Raw genomic sequence first — 15,720 nt, 5'->3', positions numbered from 1 at the left:
GACATGAACGAGATGGAACAGGAGTTGAAGCCGACGCCGCGTGAAACCCTGCTGCATGGTCTCTGGATCGATACCGGCAGCCGCATGGAGAAAGACTCGACCTGGCAGCGCATCCTGTGGCTTACCGGAAACCATCTGCAACTCCTCGCTGAAGTCGAGGATGGGAAGCTCTACAGGGATCCGACCGATGGCCGGTTGTGGGAACTTGTCAAGACCCGTCCCGAACTGCCTGATGGCGGTCCGCCGATCCTGCGCGTTATGGAAACCGCCCGCGCTGAGGAGATATACGGAGTAAGTTTGTAAGCCGTTGCCGGGGTCACTCACAAGGTGATGAAAAAGTCGTGTTCCCCGGGCTGAGCAGAAATGTCCCGATGCAAGGCGCCCGAACCCCCACGGAACAAGGCGTGCCGGACGGTACATTGGAGCGCAACAGATTTTCATCAGCCTGCCAGGGAGAAGGAGGTTGAGATGGCGGCTATTGAGATCGTTCAGGGAGATATCACCTCGCTGGAGGTCGATGCGATTGTCAACGCGGCCAATCGATCTCTCCTCGGCGGCGGCGGGGTCGATGGTGCGATCCACCGCGCCGCCGGGCCGGAACTGCTCGCGGCCTGCCGCAAGCTGAACGGTTGCCGGACCGGCGAAGCGAAGATTACCCCGGGATTTCGGCTCCCGGCGCGGTACGTCATCCATACGGTCGGCCCGGTCTGGCGTGGCGGAGACCGCCAGGAGGAACAGCTGCTGGCGGCCTGCTACCGCAACAGCCTGGAACTGGCCGAACGGCATGGCCTTACGAGCATTGCCTTTCCGGGTATCAGTACCGGGGTCTACGGTTTCCCCGTTGCGCGGGCCTGCCCGATTGCGATCGGTGAAGCGCGCGGCTTTCTCGAAAGGGCGGAAATGATTTCAAGAATTGTCTTCTGCTGCTTTTCCGGCGCGGATCTGGATGTGTACCAAAAAACTCTGGCCGCAGAACAGTAAACAGGAGAATGAGATAAAAATAACGAGCGGCTGTCGAAAGACAGCCGCTCGTTATTTTTGATCCCTGATCCAGGTTATCGCCTGGCGAGTTTTTCCATCGCCAGCTTGATGCTGACCCGGAGTCGTTCCAGCACATCGGCCAGCCTGGCAATTTCATCCTTGCCCTTGACTTCGATTTTCTGATTGACCTTGCCGCCGGCCAGGTCCGCGGCGTGGGCGGTCAATACCTGTAGAGGCTTCAGGGACTGGTTGACCACCAGGAAAACCGCAACCACGCAGACCACCAGGGTGCCGAGCATGATCATCAGCAGGGTGGCCTTCAGCCGCGCCTGGGCCATGCGGGTTTTCTCCAGGGAGAAGCCGATGCGGAATCCGCCCCAATGTTTGCCCTTGACGATGATTGGGCTGGAGATATCCCACATCGTTTCACCGGTATCCCGGTGGTAGACCTGCAGAAACGCCGGCTGTTTGTTCTGCGCGGCGGCAATACCGACCGGGTCGTTGAAAATCCGCTTGGTGCGGTTGCCGACCAGATCCTTCTGCTGGTCGCCGGTGATCGGCTGCTGGTAGCGGGTATTGTGGGTCGGCAGGTAGCCGTTGACATCGACGGCGACGGCGAAAACCACTGATTCATCCTTGGTGAACTCGTCCTCCATGGCGAGGATCGCCTTGTCCATGTAGGAATCGTAACGGGTGTGGTATTTCGGTGGCGTAAAACCGGGGATCAGCTGGTAATCGTGGTCAAAGGCGTCCTTGACGCTGAAAACACCGTTGTCGATGGCCTCTTCAAGAACCTTGCCGACCAGTTTTGCCCCGATAAGTGATTCGATCTTGCCTCTTTCCAGAAGCTGGTCTTCGAGACTGGAACTCTGCTGCTGGATAATGTAGAACGAACCGGCAGCAATGACGATCAGCAGTACAGCACTGACCAGTACCGCCACTTTGACGGCGATCTTGTTGAACATACGACACTCCTCTTGATGACAGTTGCGTCCCGCGGTCGACGGGACGGAATGATAATGGGCGTGGAATCGTTTACTGTTTCACGTAGCCGATGCGGACCGCGCCCCAGTGACGTCCCTGCACCATGATCGGTATCGAGAGATCGGACATGACTTCTCCGGTATCGCGGCTGTAGCGTTGCAGCAGGTAAGGTTTTTTGTTGCGTGCCGCCGCCAGCCCGGTGCGGTCGTTGAAAATGCGTTTGGTGCGGTTCCACTTGGTGTCATGATCGCCGTCACCGGTCATTGGCTGGGAATATTTGGAATTGTGGGTCGGCAGGTAGCCATTGCGGTCGACGGCGACGACGAAGATGAAACGTTTGTCGGCGGCCAGGCAGGAGTCGAGAATCGGCAGCAGCACACCGTCGGTGAGGCGATCGTACTGGGTGTGAAATTTCTGTGGGTCGGTTCCCGGAATAGGAATGTAAAAGGTGTCGAACAGTTGCGGCAGGGTCAGTCGGCCGGAGGTGAGCAGCAGATCGAACTGCCGGGTTATCTTGTCGGCACACTGCAGGGCCAGTTTTTTCGCCTTCTGATCGAGCGGGCTCAACTCGGCGGTCCGGGCTGTTCCGGCGGACAGCAAAAGGCAGAGGCAGAGCGCGGCCATGACGGTCGGCCGTAGTGCGAAACGAGTTGGCAGCATGTCTCCTCCTGAAATGGTCACCTGAACCAGATAGCAATAAAACGTAATTATATTTCTAATGAATTGGTTTGGGCAAGGAAAATCTTTTAACGGTCTGGAATAACAATGTTTGTTATGGTGGGTTGATCATCTTCGGAAAGATGGGTTTTGTATTGTTGCAGTTTGTCGAGTTGTAGTAAAACGCGATTTCACCTGGTTGCGATCTCAGCCTGCCCGTTTCGGGCATGATCCTGATTGACCTGGTAGATAAAGGCCAGCAGTTCCGCAACGGCCTGGTAGAGTTCGAGGGGGATTTCGTCGCCGGTCGGAACCCGTGACAGCAGTTCGACCAGGTCGGGATCGGAGACGATATTGACACCCGATTCTTCCGCCAGCTGGACGATCCGTCTGGCCAGCTCCCCGCGGCCGCCAGCCACCACCTTCGGGGCCCGGTCATGGTCCTTGCGGTAAAGCAGGGCAACTGCTCTGTCTTCAGCCGATACCGTATCCATCTCAAACCCTCGTGTCAAAGACTGGGCTGCGACCGCCGCTCAGCAGGTTGACGAGGTGCTGTTGGGGAGTGGTCGCGTCACTGCTGAAGTTCAATCCGGACAGGCGCCAGGGCTGCAGCCGTTGTTCCAGTTCGTCCCTGTAGCCCTCCAGGAATTCCATGCTTTGCCGTGATTCGGTCCTGATCCTCAAGGTCAATCCCCGCTGATCGAACAGCATATTGATATTCAGGACGCCGATGGAGCTGAGCTGCAGGTAGAGACTGAGCATGCCGTCCGACCGGGACCTGTCCCCGTTGCCGCTCGGGTGCCTCTCTGCCAGCAGGTAACCGTAGTCAAGAAATGAAAAGGGCAGGGGGAGCAGCAGGAAGCCATCCTCGTTCAGCCGGGCGCGGAAAATCTGTGTCGCTTCGATGAGTTGATGAAGATGCCGGATGCGGTCCGCTGTCGGGTTGTTCTGCCCCTGAACCCGGTCAAGCAGTTCCAGGACCGCGCCCTTGAGGTTGGCCAGGTGGCCCGCGGTCGGGTTCTGTTGCAGTCGTTGCTCAAGGTCAAGCCCCAACACCCTGGCCAGGGATTTCAGAAAACGTCCTTCGGTTCCTTCTGTCTGACCACTGAAAAAGAGCAACGCTCCCTGGAGGGCATCCCTGGCCGCGGGTGAGAGAGTCCCGGCCAGAGGATGGTTCGGCGCGGCCAGTTCTTCCAGCAGGGGCAGCAGGTCGAATGATTGACCCGCCAGATGCAGGACCTGCCGCACCCGGTCCGACAGGCTGAATGTCAGCAGCCGCAGTTCCACACCTTCGGGGCTTTCGACAATCTGCAGCGAAAGTTTCTGTCCCGTCATCAGCGGGGTTTCGGTTTCGACCAGGAATTTCCTGCCCCCCAGCTGCAACACCGCTTTTTCCAGTCCCCCCTCGGCGACAGTGGCCCGCACCACCTGGTCTCGGCGCAGGTGCTGATCACGGCTCTCCCGCAGATTGATCGTCGCGGCGGCCGGGACAAGTGTGTTGGCGGCTGCCAATGGGTTGATAAGAGTCATCACCTTTCACATCGACCGCTGCCACGGAAAACTTAACCTGAATCAGTGGGCTCCTGTTGGATGGAGAGTGCAAGTGCTTGTCCTGAATGAGATTTTCAAAAATCTGAAGCGCACCCATAGGTTCGCTGGCGATTTTTGGGAAGCTCAGACAGATCAATGACTTGTGCTGTCCGCCGACAAGGGACTCTCTGATTCAGGCTTAAGTCCGATATTGTCCGTTGCCGCCGGGTCGGAATCAGTTTTCCGAAGACTCTTCGTGCTGTTCAAGGCTGGGGCTGAGAACTTCGCCGAGCAGTTTGACGCGGTTGTGCATGGAGCGGAAATGGCGGGTGAGTAAAAAGGTTTCCAGTTGATCCCGGTTCTCCTGGCTGAGATCGGTGAAGGAAACAATGACTTCATAGCGGGACAGTTCCAGCGGTTGGCAGCGGATGACGTCACCGGTGGCATTGACCCTGTTCCGGGATTGTCCGGGAAGGGATATTTCAAGGTGAAGCTGTTGTCCGGGGTGAAAACGGTCCGGCCCGATAAAACGGATGCTCCGGTTGCTGAGAGTGACCTGGCGGGTCCGGGCTTTGCGCAGTCGTGACCATCTGGCCGAGCCGGTCCACTCGCGGATCTGGATTTCGGCGTCGATGCGTTGGGCACTGCGGGTGGCGGCATGCTGGACGACTGATTCGATCCGCAGGGAAAAACGACGTGGCGCGAGACGGCGTTCGAGGCGGCCCCGGTAGAGGAGAACGGACTCCCCGAGGTCTCTGGTGATGACCCAGTTATCGGTGTCTACAGCAGGTGGAACACCGGTCTCCGATCCGTCGATGCAGACCGTCAGGTTGTGGTCGATACGTTCCACCGCCGCGTCGAGGGTCAGGAGTGTTCCTCCCGAGAGGGGAATGGTGACGCGCAACAAGGCCCCTTCTGTCAGGCCGACCATGAGATTATCGGTCATCACTGCTCTCTTCAGACTTGACCTTGACCCGTTTGCGCAATTGTTCACGCTGCTGGGCGAAACAGTAGGAAATAATCCGGTCGCGGTCCCGCGGGGCGATTTCAACAAAGGCCAGGGCGATTTCAACTTTCCCGTTATCGGTTTCATCGATCCTGACCACGCGGCCGACGCACTCGGCATCAACTTCGGGGAAGCCTTTCAGGCAGAGTTTGACATCGACCTTGTCGCGCATGCGGAAGCGGCCTTCGACCGGGAAGCGGATACCGCCGCCGCTGAGGTTGACCCGGGCGTTGGAAACCTGTTTCTGAACCGGTTCCTTGTCACTCCGATAGAGCAGGGAGACTTCGGTATCGACCCGGAAAAACTCCCTTTTCTGCATGTTGCTGTAGCTCTGGACATTGGCCAGACGCAGGCGTCGGGGGGGGATGATTTTGTCGATGTTGGCACGGACCACATACACCAACCCGCCGACATCGAAGGAGATGGTGCACTGGCCGCCGGGATCGATTTCGTCGATCGGCAGCTGCCCGGGGGAAAAGGTCACCTCGAAAAAAGGCGGCATGGTTTCTTCGGGGGTGCAGTCGAGCGCCAGCACACGTCGACCGATCAACGGAACATTGATGCGGACCAGTGGACATTCGGCGAGAAGATCAATCGGGGCCATAAATCAATCCCATCCTGGGAGGTTTGCAGGGGCTCCCATCCCGATTGCAGATCAGGTTGTATAGTGGAAGGTGGTCCCTTTGCGGCCGGCCGATTTGTATTTGCCGAGGGCACTTCTGCCGCGGCGGTTGCGTTCCAGTTCGTCGGCCATCACCGACATTTTACCTTCCAGTTTATCAACCAGCAAGCGGTTGCATTCACCGATTCGATTCAGCAGTTCCCGGCGTTGTGCGATCAGGCCCTGAGGCAGGACGGAGATCCCGCTCTCCTCGACGCGTTGTTTCATCCGGGTGTCGAGGCGTGCGGCTTCGGCCTGAAAAGCTTCCAGTTCCTTGAGTTTCTCACGGATCACCAGGGGCCGGTTGCCGGTGATTTCTTCCAGCAGTGTCTCCATGAAGCGCGCCATGCTCAGGTACCGGGCGTTGCAGGTCGTCAGCAGGGCGGCGATTTCGTCAGCTGTGTTCATTGCTGATCCTAAATCTGGGCCTGGGCGGTCAACCTGCGTGCCGGTTCCGGGGCCGCGGCCTTCTGGCGCTTCTCCGCCAGTTCACGGTTGCGGATTTCGATCGCTTCGCTCCAGGTCTGGCGCAGGTCCCGCAGCAGATCCTCGACCGTCCGCAGGGGGGCCGGGTCGTTCTTCAGGTTGCCGTTGGTCAGCTCGCGGATGATGAAATTGTAGAGCGCGTCAAGATTTTCGGCGATTTCGCCGCCGATCTGGTGGTCCAGGGTGTCGGAGAGGGTGGTGACGATATGGATGGCCTTGCTGATCGATTCCGCCTTGCGGACCCGGTCGGCGTTGGCCAGGGCCTGGATCGCCTGCACCGTGTTTCTGAGCGCGCCGTCGTAGAGCATGATCAGGATCTGCTCGGGGGTTGCCTGGTTCACCTGGTTCTGCTGGTATTGATTCCAGAAGGCATTCATTTTTTAGAACTCCATATGTTCGCCAGCATCGACATCTGCTGGGTGAGGTAGTCTCCCTGGGCATTGAGCCCACTGACCAGTTCTTCCATGGCGCTGAATTGCTGCTGAAGGGTTTTTTCCCGCTGGTCGAGCCGTGCCTGCATCTGCGTAATCCGGTTGTCGATACGCTCCATAATACGATTGATGCTGTTTTCGCGACTGGCGAGAAATCCTTCGCGACTGTCGGTCATCGCTTTCAGATAGGATTCGAACTGGCCGGAAATTCCATCCTTGGTTCCGTTCCCCGACAACAGACTGACCACCCCGTTCAGGTCGGTTGCCAGCGCGTTGTCCAGGGTGCCGTTGTTGAGAACCAGGGTGCCGTCACGTTGGGTTTCGAGTCCCAGCTCGGCCAGACTTTTGAAATTGCCGCCGGTGTCTACCATGTTGGTGAGAATATTCTGCAGATGACGCTTGATGGTGTTCATTCCCGAGTCACCGGCCAGCAGACCGGCGGTTTTGCCGTCCTTGGCGGACTGGCTCGAAACGAAGGTCATGATCTGATTGTAACTGTTGACGAAATTCTGAATTTTCCCTTTGACCACGTCCTTGTCCTGGATGATGGTCATGGTGCTGACAGTGGCGCCGTTGTCGGCCTTGTCCAGGGTCAGGGTGGTGCCGGGGATGGCATCGGTGAAAACGTTGCTGTTGCTGTAAAGATCGACCCCGTCGACCGAGATGTGGGCCTGGCTTGCCTGTTGGGTTTCGGTGAAAATCGGGTTGGCATAACTGCCGCCGGTCAGACCGCTGACGTCGATGGTGAAGCCGACGTCGGCCGGGGCCCCGGCCTTGGTGCCGGAAACCACCAGCCGGTAGGGGGTGCTGGTGCCGTCGTTGATGATGGCCGCCTTGACGCCGATGCCGGCATCGTTGATCGCCTTGACGATCCCTTCAAGTGAATTGTTGCTGCTGTCGATGGTGATGTTGTGGCTGACCGGCATTGTGGTTCCGGTGGTGATGACCAATGTCCCGGTTCCGAACGACGTTGCGGTTTTGTCGGCGTATCCCTGGCTGACATCCTTCTCAACCTGCGCGAAACTGTAGGAACGGATCTGGTAGCTGCCTTCGATGGCATCCTTGGTGGTGGTTGTCGCCGTGACCAGGGATTCCCCGGTAAAGGAGGCTTTCTTGGCCAGCAGGTTGTCGCTGGAGTTGAGAGCTTTGACGTCGGTCAGCAGCTTGTCGAGGGAACCGCTCAGGACGCCATAGGCATCGAGCCGGGCACTCTGGTATTCCTTGTCCGACTTTAAGCGGTCGATCGGTTTGCGGTCAGCCGCCATGATCCCTTCGATCAGGGTGGTGGTATCGATGCCGGTTGCAAGCCCGTTGAAATTGATCGTCATGAAGAATGCCCTCTGTGCTGCTTCAGCTTTCGGTGTCGACCATCAACCCCCGCAGATCCTGCAGAGCTTTGGACGAGCGGATCAGTTCTTCGCTGGGAATCTGCCGGACCAGTTCGCCTGATTCGCGGTCGACGATGCGGATCACCAGGGAGTTGATGTCCTTGTTCATCTCGAACTGGATACTGTACTGGCCGTTGCTGGTGATCTGCTTGATCTTGTCGAACAATTCTTCCGGATTGACTTTCTGATCCTTTTTTTCGGCCTCAGGGAGTGCCCGCGCGACCTGGCGGTCCTGTTCGACCTGTTCGGCCAGGTCGAATCTGGGCGGTGCGCCGACGTTCCCGGGTGCGATCGCTTCGACTTTCATGCCTGACTCCCTTCGCTGAACATCCGGTTTTGCCTCAGGTTCATCGGGTTAAAAAACGGGGGCCGGAGCATCCGGCCCCCATACCCGGTTCACCTGATTACTTCAGCAGCGAGAGGGCCAGCTGCGGGGCCTGGTTGGCCTGTGCCAGGATCGAAACACCGGCCTGCTGCAGGATGTTGCTCTTGGTCATCGCCGAGGTTTCCTGGGCGATATCCGCGTCGAGGGTCCGCGAACGGGCGGCGGAGAGGTTCTCGGCGACATTCTGCAGGTTGGCGATGGTGGTTTCGAAGCGGTTCTGCACTGCACCGAGATCGCCGCGGATCTGGTCGATGGCGCCGAGGGCGGCGTCGACCCGCTTGATGGCGGTCTGGGCGCCGTTGGCGGTCGAGATGTCGATGGAATCGACCCCGGCGGTGTCCTTGGCGATGCTGGTCAGACCGGACTCGGTGCCGCCGGTGACAGTGATGGTGTCGGTGGCATCCATGGTGATCTTGCCGCGGTTGGCGCTGCCGGAAGCGGCGACCGTACCCTTGCCGGTAAAACCGGTGGACGTGCCGGACTCGGTGACGACGATGTTGCGGCCGTCAGCGGCGGTCAGGGTCAGGTCGGTACCGTCGTCGGAGGCGATGACACCGGTCTGGTCGGAGACCGCATTGATGGCGTTGCGGACGTCGGTGACGGTCAGGGCGGCGCCGGAGACGTCGGTACCCGTCGAGTAAACGTCTACGCCGTTGATCTTGAGGCCATAGGTGTCACCGGTGGTGCCGCCGATGTTGGCCCAGGTGGTGGTGGCGACCTCGGTCTTGGCCGAGACCGAGAGCCCGGCGATGCCGGCGTCGTTGATCGCCGCCGCCTTGGCGTAGGCCGAATCCGCGCCACGGTAGGTGGTGTCGGTGGCGTGGGCGAAGTTGGCGCTGGAGGCGATGGTGGTGGCGGTACCGGAACCGACGGCGATGGTCATGCCGGTGGTGGTGTTGGCGGTGACCGCGGTGCCGGTGCCGGAGGCGATGTGGCCGAGGCTGGAGGCCTTGGCGCTGGAGATGTTGAAGGAGATCGTCTCACCGGCGTTGGCACCGACCTGGAAAGTGGCACCGGTGAAGGAGCCGTCGAGGACGCGGCGACCGTTGAAGGTGGTGGTCGTCGCGATACGATCCAGCTCATTCTGCAGCTGGCCGACCTCGGCCTGCATCGAGGAGCGGTCGGACGAGGTGTTGGTGTCATTGGCCGACTGCAGGGAGAGCTCGCGGATACGCTGCAGGATATTGGTGCTCTCCTGCAGGGCGCCTTCAGCCGTCTGCGCCAGGGAGATGCCGTCGTTGGCGTTCCGGGAGGCCTGGTTGAGACCGCGGATCTGCGAGGTCATCCGGTTGGCGATGGCGAGGCCGGCGGCGTCGTCCTTGGCGCTGTTGATACGCAGACCGGACGAGAGCCGCTGCATCGATTTCCCCAGGGCATTCTGGGATTTGTTCAGGTTTCGCTGGGCGTTCAGAGAAGCGACGTTGGTGTTGATTGTCAGTGCCATTGTAATTTTCCTCCGTGAAGGTGGTGTTGGTGGGCTTCCGTGCCCGGTTCAAGTGAAAGTGAACGTCCATGGGGGGGCCGCATCCTCGATCCTGGTACCTCCTGGGCCTGGTATTCCCCGCGTTCAGAATGACATATCGGCCGCCCGGGACTGGAGGTTTAGGTGAATTTTTATCTGTCTCGAGGCTGAGGATGGGTTTGTCGGGTAGCGGATGATGCCGTCGCCGCCCCTGTCGTGGGCTGTCCCAGTTGCCGGTGATCGTTCCACTCCATGGCGGCTCCGAGCAGCAGTTCTCGCCCCTTGCGGTAAAGATTCGCTGTTTCCTCCGGAGTGCGGGCGGCGATCAGGAAACGGAACCAGGTGGTGAGCAGATCCTTGATGATCCGCAGGTAGGGCAGGGGGCGCAGGTCCGGTGTCGTCCCGGTCCGGCAGAGCTGGAAGAGGTCGTGCTGGGCACGGTTGAGGGTCGAGGCCAGGTGGCTCCAGCTGATGGTCTGCTGGTCGAACAGGCGGTGCAGCCCGGTTGTCAGGAGATCTGCCGTCTGGTTGGCCCCATCCGCAAAGGGGTGCCAGTGTTCCCCCCTGCGGGGCGGTTCAAAGGCGGCCTTGAGCGCGGCGAGGGCCGCTTCCTTGTCCGGCCAGGGATCGAGTTCAAATTCATTCGAGTGGACCGCGTCCGCGCCGGCGATACGGGCGCCGTCCGAGAGATTGAGGATGCGCGTCCCCGGTTCGAGCTGACGCAGGGTCTTTTCGGCCAGCAGCCGGGCGTCATTGAAGTAGGGGCGGGTCAGCAGCGGCTGCCGTGAGGGGAAGTTTGCGGCAACCGGAAGTTGCCGGTTGCCGGTTATCTCGACGCCCTGGTCTGTCTGTTCATCGAAATGTCCGCCCTTGACGTGAATCCGGTTGCTGTCGCGAAAACCGAAATCCATGCCCAGCAACAGCAGGGTCCGCGGATGACAGGCACAGGCGAAGGCGAGGGCCAGGTTGCCGGTTGTCTGCAGCCCGAAAGGAAGTTGATAGTTGAAGATAACCGGCTGCGGCAGGCCGTCGACGGCGACCAGCAGGGGCTGGTCGAACTGCCGCAGAATTGCCGGATCCTTGTGGTTGCCCGCCAGCAGCGGAATGCGGCGGTCAAGGTCGAGCCGCCGCAGGGTCGCGTCGTCCCATTCGGGATCGAGGCTGACCTGGAAATCGGGCCTGATACCGTTTTTGAGCAGCACCCTGACCGCGGTGTGAGCTGCGATGATGATGATTTGCTGTTGCTGTTTTTTGAGCCATGCAAGGTCGTTGCACAGAGATGGCCCGGCGCCGACCACGGCGATCCTGGTTTCCGGTTCCGGTCGCGGTTCCGAGGTTAGTATCGGCACCCCTGCCGCAAGGTTTTTTTTCGCGTGATCGAGGGCGCGCAGTTCGCGGTCGGCCGGCACCCAGGCGTCGGTCAGCGCCAGCCAGGCCAGCCGCAGTCGCTCGACAATCCTGTCGATCTCGGGGAGCCGGTAGCCGGGCAGCACTCGCAGCCAGACGGTGCTGGTGATCCAGCTGCGGGTGAGGATTGCCTGCAGGAAGGCATCCGGGACCGGGTCGCCGACGTGCAGTCGCAGGCCGCCGCAGCGTTGTTCGAGCCGGGCGTAGTCGAGAAAATGGCAGGAAACCAGGAACTTGAACCTGTCCGGTTCGATCAGCGTGACATCGGCTACTGAAGTTCGACTGAGATAATGGTCGATGTGCAGGCCGTGGAAGATACCGGCGAAGACCACCGCCGGGGAAAAACGGCGGCCGTTTTCGATCTCCGGAAGCTGGAATCGATCTTCGGACAGGCGCTCTTCGAATTGGGGAAAGGCTGCCAGCAGCGATTCGCTGAACGCCATCAGCTGCCGACCGTGGTTTTCATCCTGTGGATAATGGCGCAGCCGGGGGTCGAGAAAATCGATCCAGCCGGGGTGGTGCCAGTCGCCCAGCTGTTCGGCAAAGCTGTCGAGACCGCTCTGCGGATGACAGAGCAGGTTGCTGGAGGTATCGATCAGGTCAAGGAAATGGTCATTGATGCTGACCTGGTAAGGGTTTTGTCCGCCGCTTTCCAGCAGGCTCGCGAGAGCCGGATCGCGTTGTTTGAAAAAGGTCAAGTTGGCCTGGAAGGTGTTGCTCAGCAGGGACGCCCGCTGGCGCGGAGTACGTTTCCGCAGTCGTTCCAGCATGGTGCCGGCGGATTTGGCGCGACGGTGTTTCGGTCTGTTTTGCGTCATCGTGTCAGATCCTCTGCAGCCGTTGCCGGGGCGTGTAGTCCCGCGCGCCGCGAAAATGGTCGTTGCGGCCGCTGTAGAGATCTTCGAACTGCCGGATCAATCGCCGCGCTTCCTCCATGTCACCTCCGGTGTGCCGGTAATGGTCGAGGATCAGGTCGCGGTTCGCCTCCAGCAGAAGCCGGTAGAACCTGTCCAGGGGGAGGTCGGTGAAGTTGACCAGGTAGCGATCCGAGTTGCTGAAGCGGTCGAAGAAATCGTCCGGGCCGGTCAGCAGGCCCTGCTCGATGGCGTACTGGTAGAGCGCGCTGCCGGGATAGGGGGTCGGCGGACGGATGGTTCTGACCTGCTGGTAGTTGTTGTAGCGTTTGATGAACTCGACGTTGGTGCGCAGGCTTTCCTCGGTATCGCCGATGTTTCCCCACAGCAGGTTGAGAGAGAGCCCGATGCCGCCGACCTCGTTGACCGCTTCCACGGCCCTGATGTTCTTCTGAAGGGTGGTGTTCTTGCGCATCAGCCGCAGGACGTTGTCGTTGGTCGATTCGATGCCGAAGGTGATGAACCTGCAGCCGCAGCGTTTCAGAATGCCGGCCACCTCACGGTCGATGATATCGACCCGGGCGGCGCAGGAAAACCGGATCTGCATGCCGCGCTGATCCAGTTTGCGTTCGAATTCGAGCAGTCTTTTCTTATTGAGGATGAACATCTCGTCAAGGAAGAGGAAATATTCGATCCGGTAGCGCTCGATCAGCAGTTGCAGTTCATCCAGCACGTTGTCAACGCTCCGCACCCGGTAGCCGCTTTCGAGGCGGTGGCAGAAACTGCAGGCGTTGACACAGCCGCGGGAGGAAATCAGCGCCAGGCTGCGGTCGACATCCTCCGGCTGCCCGGCGAAGTGCACGCTGCCGATATAGTCCCGCATCGGGAACAGCTCCCAGGCCGGCAGCGGCAGGCTGTCGAGGTCGCGGATGGCGGGACGTGGCCGGTTGTGGTGAACCTCACTGCCGCGGCGCCAGGCGATTCCCCTGATGTCGCCGATGGCCGGGGTCCCCGAGATTTTGCCGTGCAGGAGTTCGACGACCGTCTGCTCGGCATCGCCGATGGCGACCACGTCGGCGCCGGTTCTTTGCAGCATGTAGGCGGGCAATGCCGATGGCCCATGGCCGCCGAGCACCAGCCAGGCCTCCTTCTTGTGCCGGGTGACGACCCGGCACAGCTCTTCAACGGTTTCCTTGAAACGAGCGGCCAGAAAGCCGATGCCGATCAGGTCGAAGGTATTGTCGTCGAGATACGCGGCCAGCTCTTCGTTCGACTGGTGGTAGAGATCCTGGCAGTAGATCTGGACATCCGCCCCGGCATCGCGCAGGACGGCGGCCAGGTAGGCCACCCCGAGGGGGAAGTAATTGAAATCCTGGTAGTTGTCATGAATGATAAACAGGACGCGTCCGTTTCTCATGCTGTTTCCTTTTCCAGAAGGGCGGTTTGCCGGTTCTCGTGGCTGCCGAAGGTGCCGTTCAGGCAGGAACTGCAGACCGGGTGACCATGCCAGCAGCGGCTCCGCATCATCCGCCGCAGATTCATCGCCTTCGGGCCGTTCCAGATCTTCGCCAGGCCGGTGTCGTCCAATCGGCCGAGAACGATCTCCGCCCCCTGTGGCGAGCAGCAGGGCAGGACGTTGCCGTCGACCGTGACCACCAGTCGTTCAAAGGGTTGGGAACAGGTCACGTCGGCACTCTTTGCCTGCTGAGCCGGGTGCAGTGTCATCGATTCGTCATCATTGCTGTGCGGAACGTAACTTTGAATCGAAACGTAATCTGCGTGCTGTTGCCAGTTGTCGATGAACGCATCAACTTCATGTTCGTTTTCACGGATCTTGACCAGGGTGCAGCGCAGTACCGGCAACGGAGCCCGCAGTTCGTCGCGGATGGCGACAAAGGCCTCCAGGTTGTTCAGCAGCCGTTGGTAGTCGCCGCCGGTGCGGATGCGGCGGTAGGTCTCCTCACTGGCGGCGTCAATGCTGACCGACAACCGGGTCAGTCCAGCGGCGATCAGTTCCCGGGATTTCTCCGGGGTCAGCAGGATGCCGTTGGTGTTGAGGCGGATATCGATGAACCCGGCTTCCCTGGCCAGGGCGACCCGTTCGACCAGCAGCGGGTCGAGCAGCGGCTCGTTGTTGAGGTTGAGGGAAAGGGACGGACAGCCGAGCCGGCCCGCCTCCCGGATCAGCCGACGGTAATCGTCAAGGGACATCATCGCCGGTTGCGGGCTCGGCGTCCGGCTGCGGAAGCACATGGCACAGCTGAGATTGCAGGTGTTGACCGTCTCGACCACCAGGAACAGGGGGTAGGGGAAGAATTGCAATTCCTTTTCCGCCTGACGCCATTCTTTTCGGTAGCGGCGGAAGACTTCACCCTGCAATTGTCCCAGGTAGGTGTCGATATCGCCCCGGCGGCTGTAATCGGTGACTTTTTCAGTTTCAGTGGTGGTCGTCACGGTCGTGGCTCCTCCGGCATCATCGGCGTACTGCAGCGCGAACAGAGTTCGATTTCCCTGATTCGTCCCTGTTGCTGCAGTTCGCGGTAGGCCTGCATCTGCGAGCCCTGCCAGGCCTTTTCGATGGGGGTGTCAACGATTGAGCCGAGGGTCACCTCGTCGAGGTCGTCGAGGTGGCAGAATTTGATGCGGCCGTCATGAGCGATGCCGAGCCGCTGCCAGGGTTTTTCACAGACGAAATCTTCCTGGTAGCGGACCGGATGAACGTAGCGGTCCCGGTCGTCCCACTGGTAGTAGTTGATGTATTCGAGGAAGCCGAGGCCGTCGATCCGCTCGCGCCAGAGGTCGATCATCTGCTGCCGTTCTTGGTGGTTCTCTTTCATCTGCACCATGTTGATGCGGATGAAGGGCGTCAGGGAACGCAATTCCTTTTTCAGTTCAATGGCGCGGTTGATATTGGCGACCACCGCATCGAAGCGGGCATTCTTGCGCAGCTGTTCGTAGTGGTCCGGGATCGGCGAATCGAAGGAGATGATCAGCTTGGTCAGACCGCCTTCGATCAGCGATCGGGCCAAGGCCTCGTCGAGGTGGACGGCGCTGGTATGCAGCATGATGTCGAGAATGCCGAGATCCGCGGCCAGCTTCACCATCCGCGGCAGGTCGGGGTGCAGCAGCGGCTCCCCGCCGGCGTTGAGATTGATCGCCAGCAGGCCCTTTTCCGCGCCTTCGCGCAGAGCTTTTTCATAGACTTCGAACGACATCCGGTAGGTTCCCGGATAGCGACCCTGCCTGACCAGTTGGGTGCGCGGGCAGAAAGGGCAGGCAAGGGTGCAGGCGTTGGTCAGGTCGAAATCGAGATGCATCGGGAAGCGGGTCAGGGTTTTATGGCGGGTGTTTTCCTGCCAGGCTCGGCGATAGCGGAGAAAATCGTCGCCCATGTCCGCTTCCCAGGTGGTGTTGAAGTTGAGAAAGGAGCAGAGGGTGTTGACATCCCGCTCGCGTTTGCTTGCTGTCATTTCGGTCTCCTGTTCAGC

At 60.0% G+C, this 15,720-nt stretch carries 17 protein-coding genes; 2 read left to right on the top strand and 15 right to left on the bottom strand.

Annotation, left to right across the window (positions count from 1 at the left end; translation table 11 throughout):
• Positions 1–3: 3 nt before the first annotated feature.
• Complete coding sequence (locus tag C2E25_RS03835; protein WP_103114468.1) at positions 4–303, top strand: Imm27 family immunity protein; 300 nt, start codon at positions 4–6, stop codon at positions 301–303.
• Positions 304–468: 165 nt separating this feature from the next.
• On the top strand, positions 469–981 hold the full coding sequence (locus C2E25_RS03830) for an O-acetyl-ADP-ribose deacetylase (protein ID WP_103114467.1): 513 nt from the start codon (positions 469–471) through the stop codon (positions 979–981).
• Between the two features lie 74 nt (positions 982–1,055).
• Here the strand turns inward: C2E25_RS03830 and C2E25_RS03825 are convergent, their stop codons facing one another.
• The 15 genes from C2E25_RS03825 to C2E25_RS03755 form a co-directional block, all read right to left on the bottom strand.
• The gene (locus C2E25_RS03825) at positions 1,056–1,946 is read right to left on the bottom strand and encodes a HAMP domain-containing protein (protein ID WP_103114466.1); all 891 of its coding nucleotides are present in this window, start codon (positions 1,944–1,946) and stop codon (positions 1,056–1,058) included.
• Between the two features lie 70 nt (positions 1,947–2,016).
• Positions 2,017–2,625 (bottom strand): chemotaxis protein, encoded by a 609-nt coding sequence (locus C2E25_RS03820; RefSeq protein ID WP_233189324.1) that lies wholly within the window; start codon positions 2,623–2,625, stop codon positions 2,017–2,019.
• Positions 2,626–2,813: 188 nt separating this feature from the next.
• Positions 2,814–3,116 carry an EscU/YscU/HrcU family type III secretion system export apparatus switch protein gene (locus tag C2E25_RS03815; protein ID WP_103114465.1) on the bottom strand — a complete coding sequence of 101 codons (303 nt, stop codon included), beginning with the start codon at positions 3,114–3,116 and terminating at the stop codon, positions 2,814–2,816.
• Between the two features lies 1 nt (position 3,117).
• A complete protein-coding gene (locus C2E25_RS03810; RefSeq protein WP_103114464.1) occupies positions 3,118–4,152 on the bottom strand; it encodes a hypothetical protein in 1,035 nt (344 codons plus the stop codon).
• 235 nt (positions 4,153–4,387) lie between these two features.
• On the bottom strand, positions 4,388–5,098 hold the full coding sequence (locus tag C2E25_RS03805; protein ID WP_158247114.1) for a PilZ domain-containing protein: 711 nt from the start codon (positions 5,096–5,098) through the stop codon (positions 4,388–4,390).
• The gene (locus C2E25_RS03800) at positions 5,088–5,762 is read right to left on the bottom strand and encodes a flagellar brake protein (RefSeq protein WP_103114462.1); all 675 of its coding nucleotides are present in this window, start codon (positions 5,760–5,762) and stop codon (positions 5,088–5,090) included. Before C2E25_RS03800 ends, C2E25_RS03805 begins: the two co-directional genes overlap by 11 nt.
• 51 nt (positions 5,763–5,813) lie before the next feature.
• On the bottom strand, positions 5,814–6,227 hold the full coding sequence (locus C2E25_RS03795) for a hypothetical protein (protein ID WP_103114461.1): 414 nt from the start codon (positions 6,225–6,227) through the stop codon (positions 5,814–5,816).
• A gap of 8 nt (positions 6,228–6,235) precedes the next feature.
• A complete protein-coding gene (gene fliS, locus C2E25_RS03790; RefSeq protein ID WP_103114460.1) occupies positions 6,236–6,682 on the bottom strand; it encodes a flagellar export chaperone FliS in 447 nt (148 codons plus the stop codon).
• Entirely contained in the window at positions 6,679–8,064 is a 1,386-nt protein-coding gene (fliD, locus tag C2E25_RS03785; RefSeq protein WP_103114459.1) for a flagellar filament capping protein FliD, read from the bottom strand. The genes fliS and fliD overlap by 4 nt, the downstream gene beginning before the upstream one ends.
• A 22-nt stretch (positions 8,065–8,086) precedes the next feature.
• Positions 8,087–8,431, bottom strand: coding sequence for a flagellar protein FlaG (locus C2E25_RS03780; RefSeq protein WP_103114458.1), 345 nt, complete (start codon positions 8,429–8,431; stop codon positions 8,087–8,089).
• Between the two features lie 97 nt (positions 8,432–8,528).
• Positions 8,529–9,953, bottom strand: a complete 1,425-nt coding sequence (locus C2E25_RS03775) for a flagellin (RefSeq protein WP_103114457.1) — start codon at positions 9,951–9,953, stop codon at positions 8,529–8,531.
• 170 nt (positions 9,954–10,123) lie between these two features.
• Positions 10,124–12,196 carry a 6-hydroxymethylpterin diphosphokinase MptE-like protein gene (locus C2E25_RS03770; RefSeq protein ID WP_103114456.1) on the bottom strand — a complete coding sequence of 691 codons (2,073 nt, stop codon included), beginning with the start codon at positions 12,194–12,196 and terminating at the stop codon, positions 10,124–10,126.
• Positions 12,197–12,200: 4 nt separating this feature from the next.
• Positions 12,201–13,649, bottom strand: a complete 1,449-nt coding sequence (locus C2E25_RS03765; RefSeq protein ID WP_103114455.1) for a B12-binding domain-containing radical SAM protein — start codon at positions 13,647–13,649, stop codon at positions 12,201–12,203.
• Positions 13,646–14,686, bottom strand: a complete 1,041-nt coding sequence (locus C2E25_RS03760) for a radical SAM protein (RefSeq protein WP_103114454.1) — start codon at positions 14,684–14,686, stop codon at positions 13,646–13,648. Before C2E25_RS03760 ends, C2E25_RS03765 begins: the two co-directional genes overlap by 4 nt.
• Positions 14,683–15,702: a radical SAM protein gene (locus tag C2E25_RS03755; protein WP_103114453.1), complete on the bottom strand. Its 1,020-nt coding sequence runs from the start codon at positions 15,700–15,702 to the stop codon at positions 14,683–14,685. The genes C2E25_RS03760 and C2E25_RS03755 overlap by 4 nt, the downstream gene beginning before the upstream one ends.
• Positions 15,703–15,720 lie beyond the last annotated feature (18 nt).

This window comes from Geothermobacter hydrogeniphilus (assembly GCF_002898515.1).
Taxonomy (GTDB): Bacteria; Desulfobacterota; Desulfuromonadia; order Desulfuromonadales; family Geothermobacteraceae; genus Geothermobacter_A.
This window is presented reverse-complemented; position numbering and strand designations above follow the sequence as displayed.

Bases quoted from the DNA above. Each gene is read 5' to 3' on its own strand.
- C2E25_RS03835 (WP_103114468.1), top strand. From the start codon at position 4: ATGAACGAGATGGAACAGGAGTTGAAGCCGACGCCGCGTGAAACCCTG.
- C2E25_RS03830 (WP_103114467.1), top strand. From the start codon at position 469: ATGGCGGCTATTGAGATCGTTCAGGGAGATATCACCTCGCTGGAGGTC.
- C2E25_RS03825 (WP_103114466.1), bottom strand. From the start codon at position 1,946: ATGTTCAACAAGATCGCCGTCAAAGTGGCGGTACTGGTCAGTGCTGTA.
- C2E25_RS03820 (WP_233189324.1), bottom strand. From the start codon at position 2,625: ATGCTGCCAACTCGTTTCGCACTACGGCCGACCGTCATGGCCGCGCTC.
- C2E25_RS03815 (WP_103114465.1), bottom strand. From the start codon at position 3,116: ATGGATACGGTATCGGCTGAAGACAGAGCAGTTGCCCTGCTTTACCGC.
- C2E25_RS03810 (WP_103114464.1), bottom strand. From the start codon at position 4,152: ATGACTCTTATCAACCCATTGGCAGCCGCCAACACACTTGTCCCGGCC.
- C2E25_RS03805 (WP_158247114.1), bottom strand. From the start codon at position 5,098: ATGACCGATAATCTCATGGTCGGCCTGACAGAAGGGGCCTTGTTGCGC.
- C2E25_RS03800 (WP_103114462.1), bottom strand. From the start codon at position 5,762: ATGGCCCCGATTGATCTTCTCGCCGAATGTCCACTGGTCCGCATCAAT.
- C2E25_RS03795 (WP_103114461.1), bottom strand. From the start codon at position 6,227: ATGAACACAGCTGACGAAATCGCCGCCCTGCTGACGACCTGCAACGCC.
- fliS (WP_103114460.1), bottom strand. From the start codon at position 6,682: ATGAATGCCTTCTGGAATCAATACCAGCAGAACCAGGTGAACCAGGCA.
- fliD (WP_103114459.1), bottom strand. From the start codon at position 8,064: ATGACGATCAATTTCAACGGGCTTGCAACCGGCATCGATACCACCACC.
- C2E25_RS03780 (WP_103114458.1), bottom strand. From the start codon at position 8,431: ATGAAAGTCGAAGCGATCGCACCCGGGAACGTCGGCGCACCGCCCAGA.
- C2E25_RS03775 (WP_103114457.1), bottom strand. From the start codon at position 9,953: ATGGCACTGACAATCAACACCAACGTCGCTTCTCTGAACGCCCAGCGA.
- C2E25_RS03770 (WP_103114456.1), bottom strand. From the start codon at position 12,196: ATGACGCAAAACAGACCGAAACACCGTCGCGCCAAATCCGCCGGCACC.
- C2E25_RS03765 (WP_103114455.1), bottom strand. From the start codon at position 13,649: ATGAGAAACGGACGCGTCCTGTTTATCATTCATGACAACTACCAGGAT.
- C2E25_RS03755 (WP_103114453.1), bottom strand. From the start codon at position 15,702: ATGACAGCAAGCAAACGCGAGCGGGATGTCAACACCCTCTGCTCCTTT.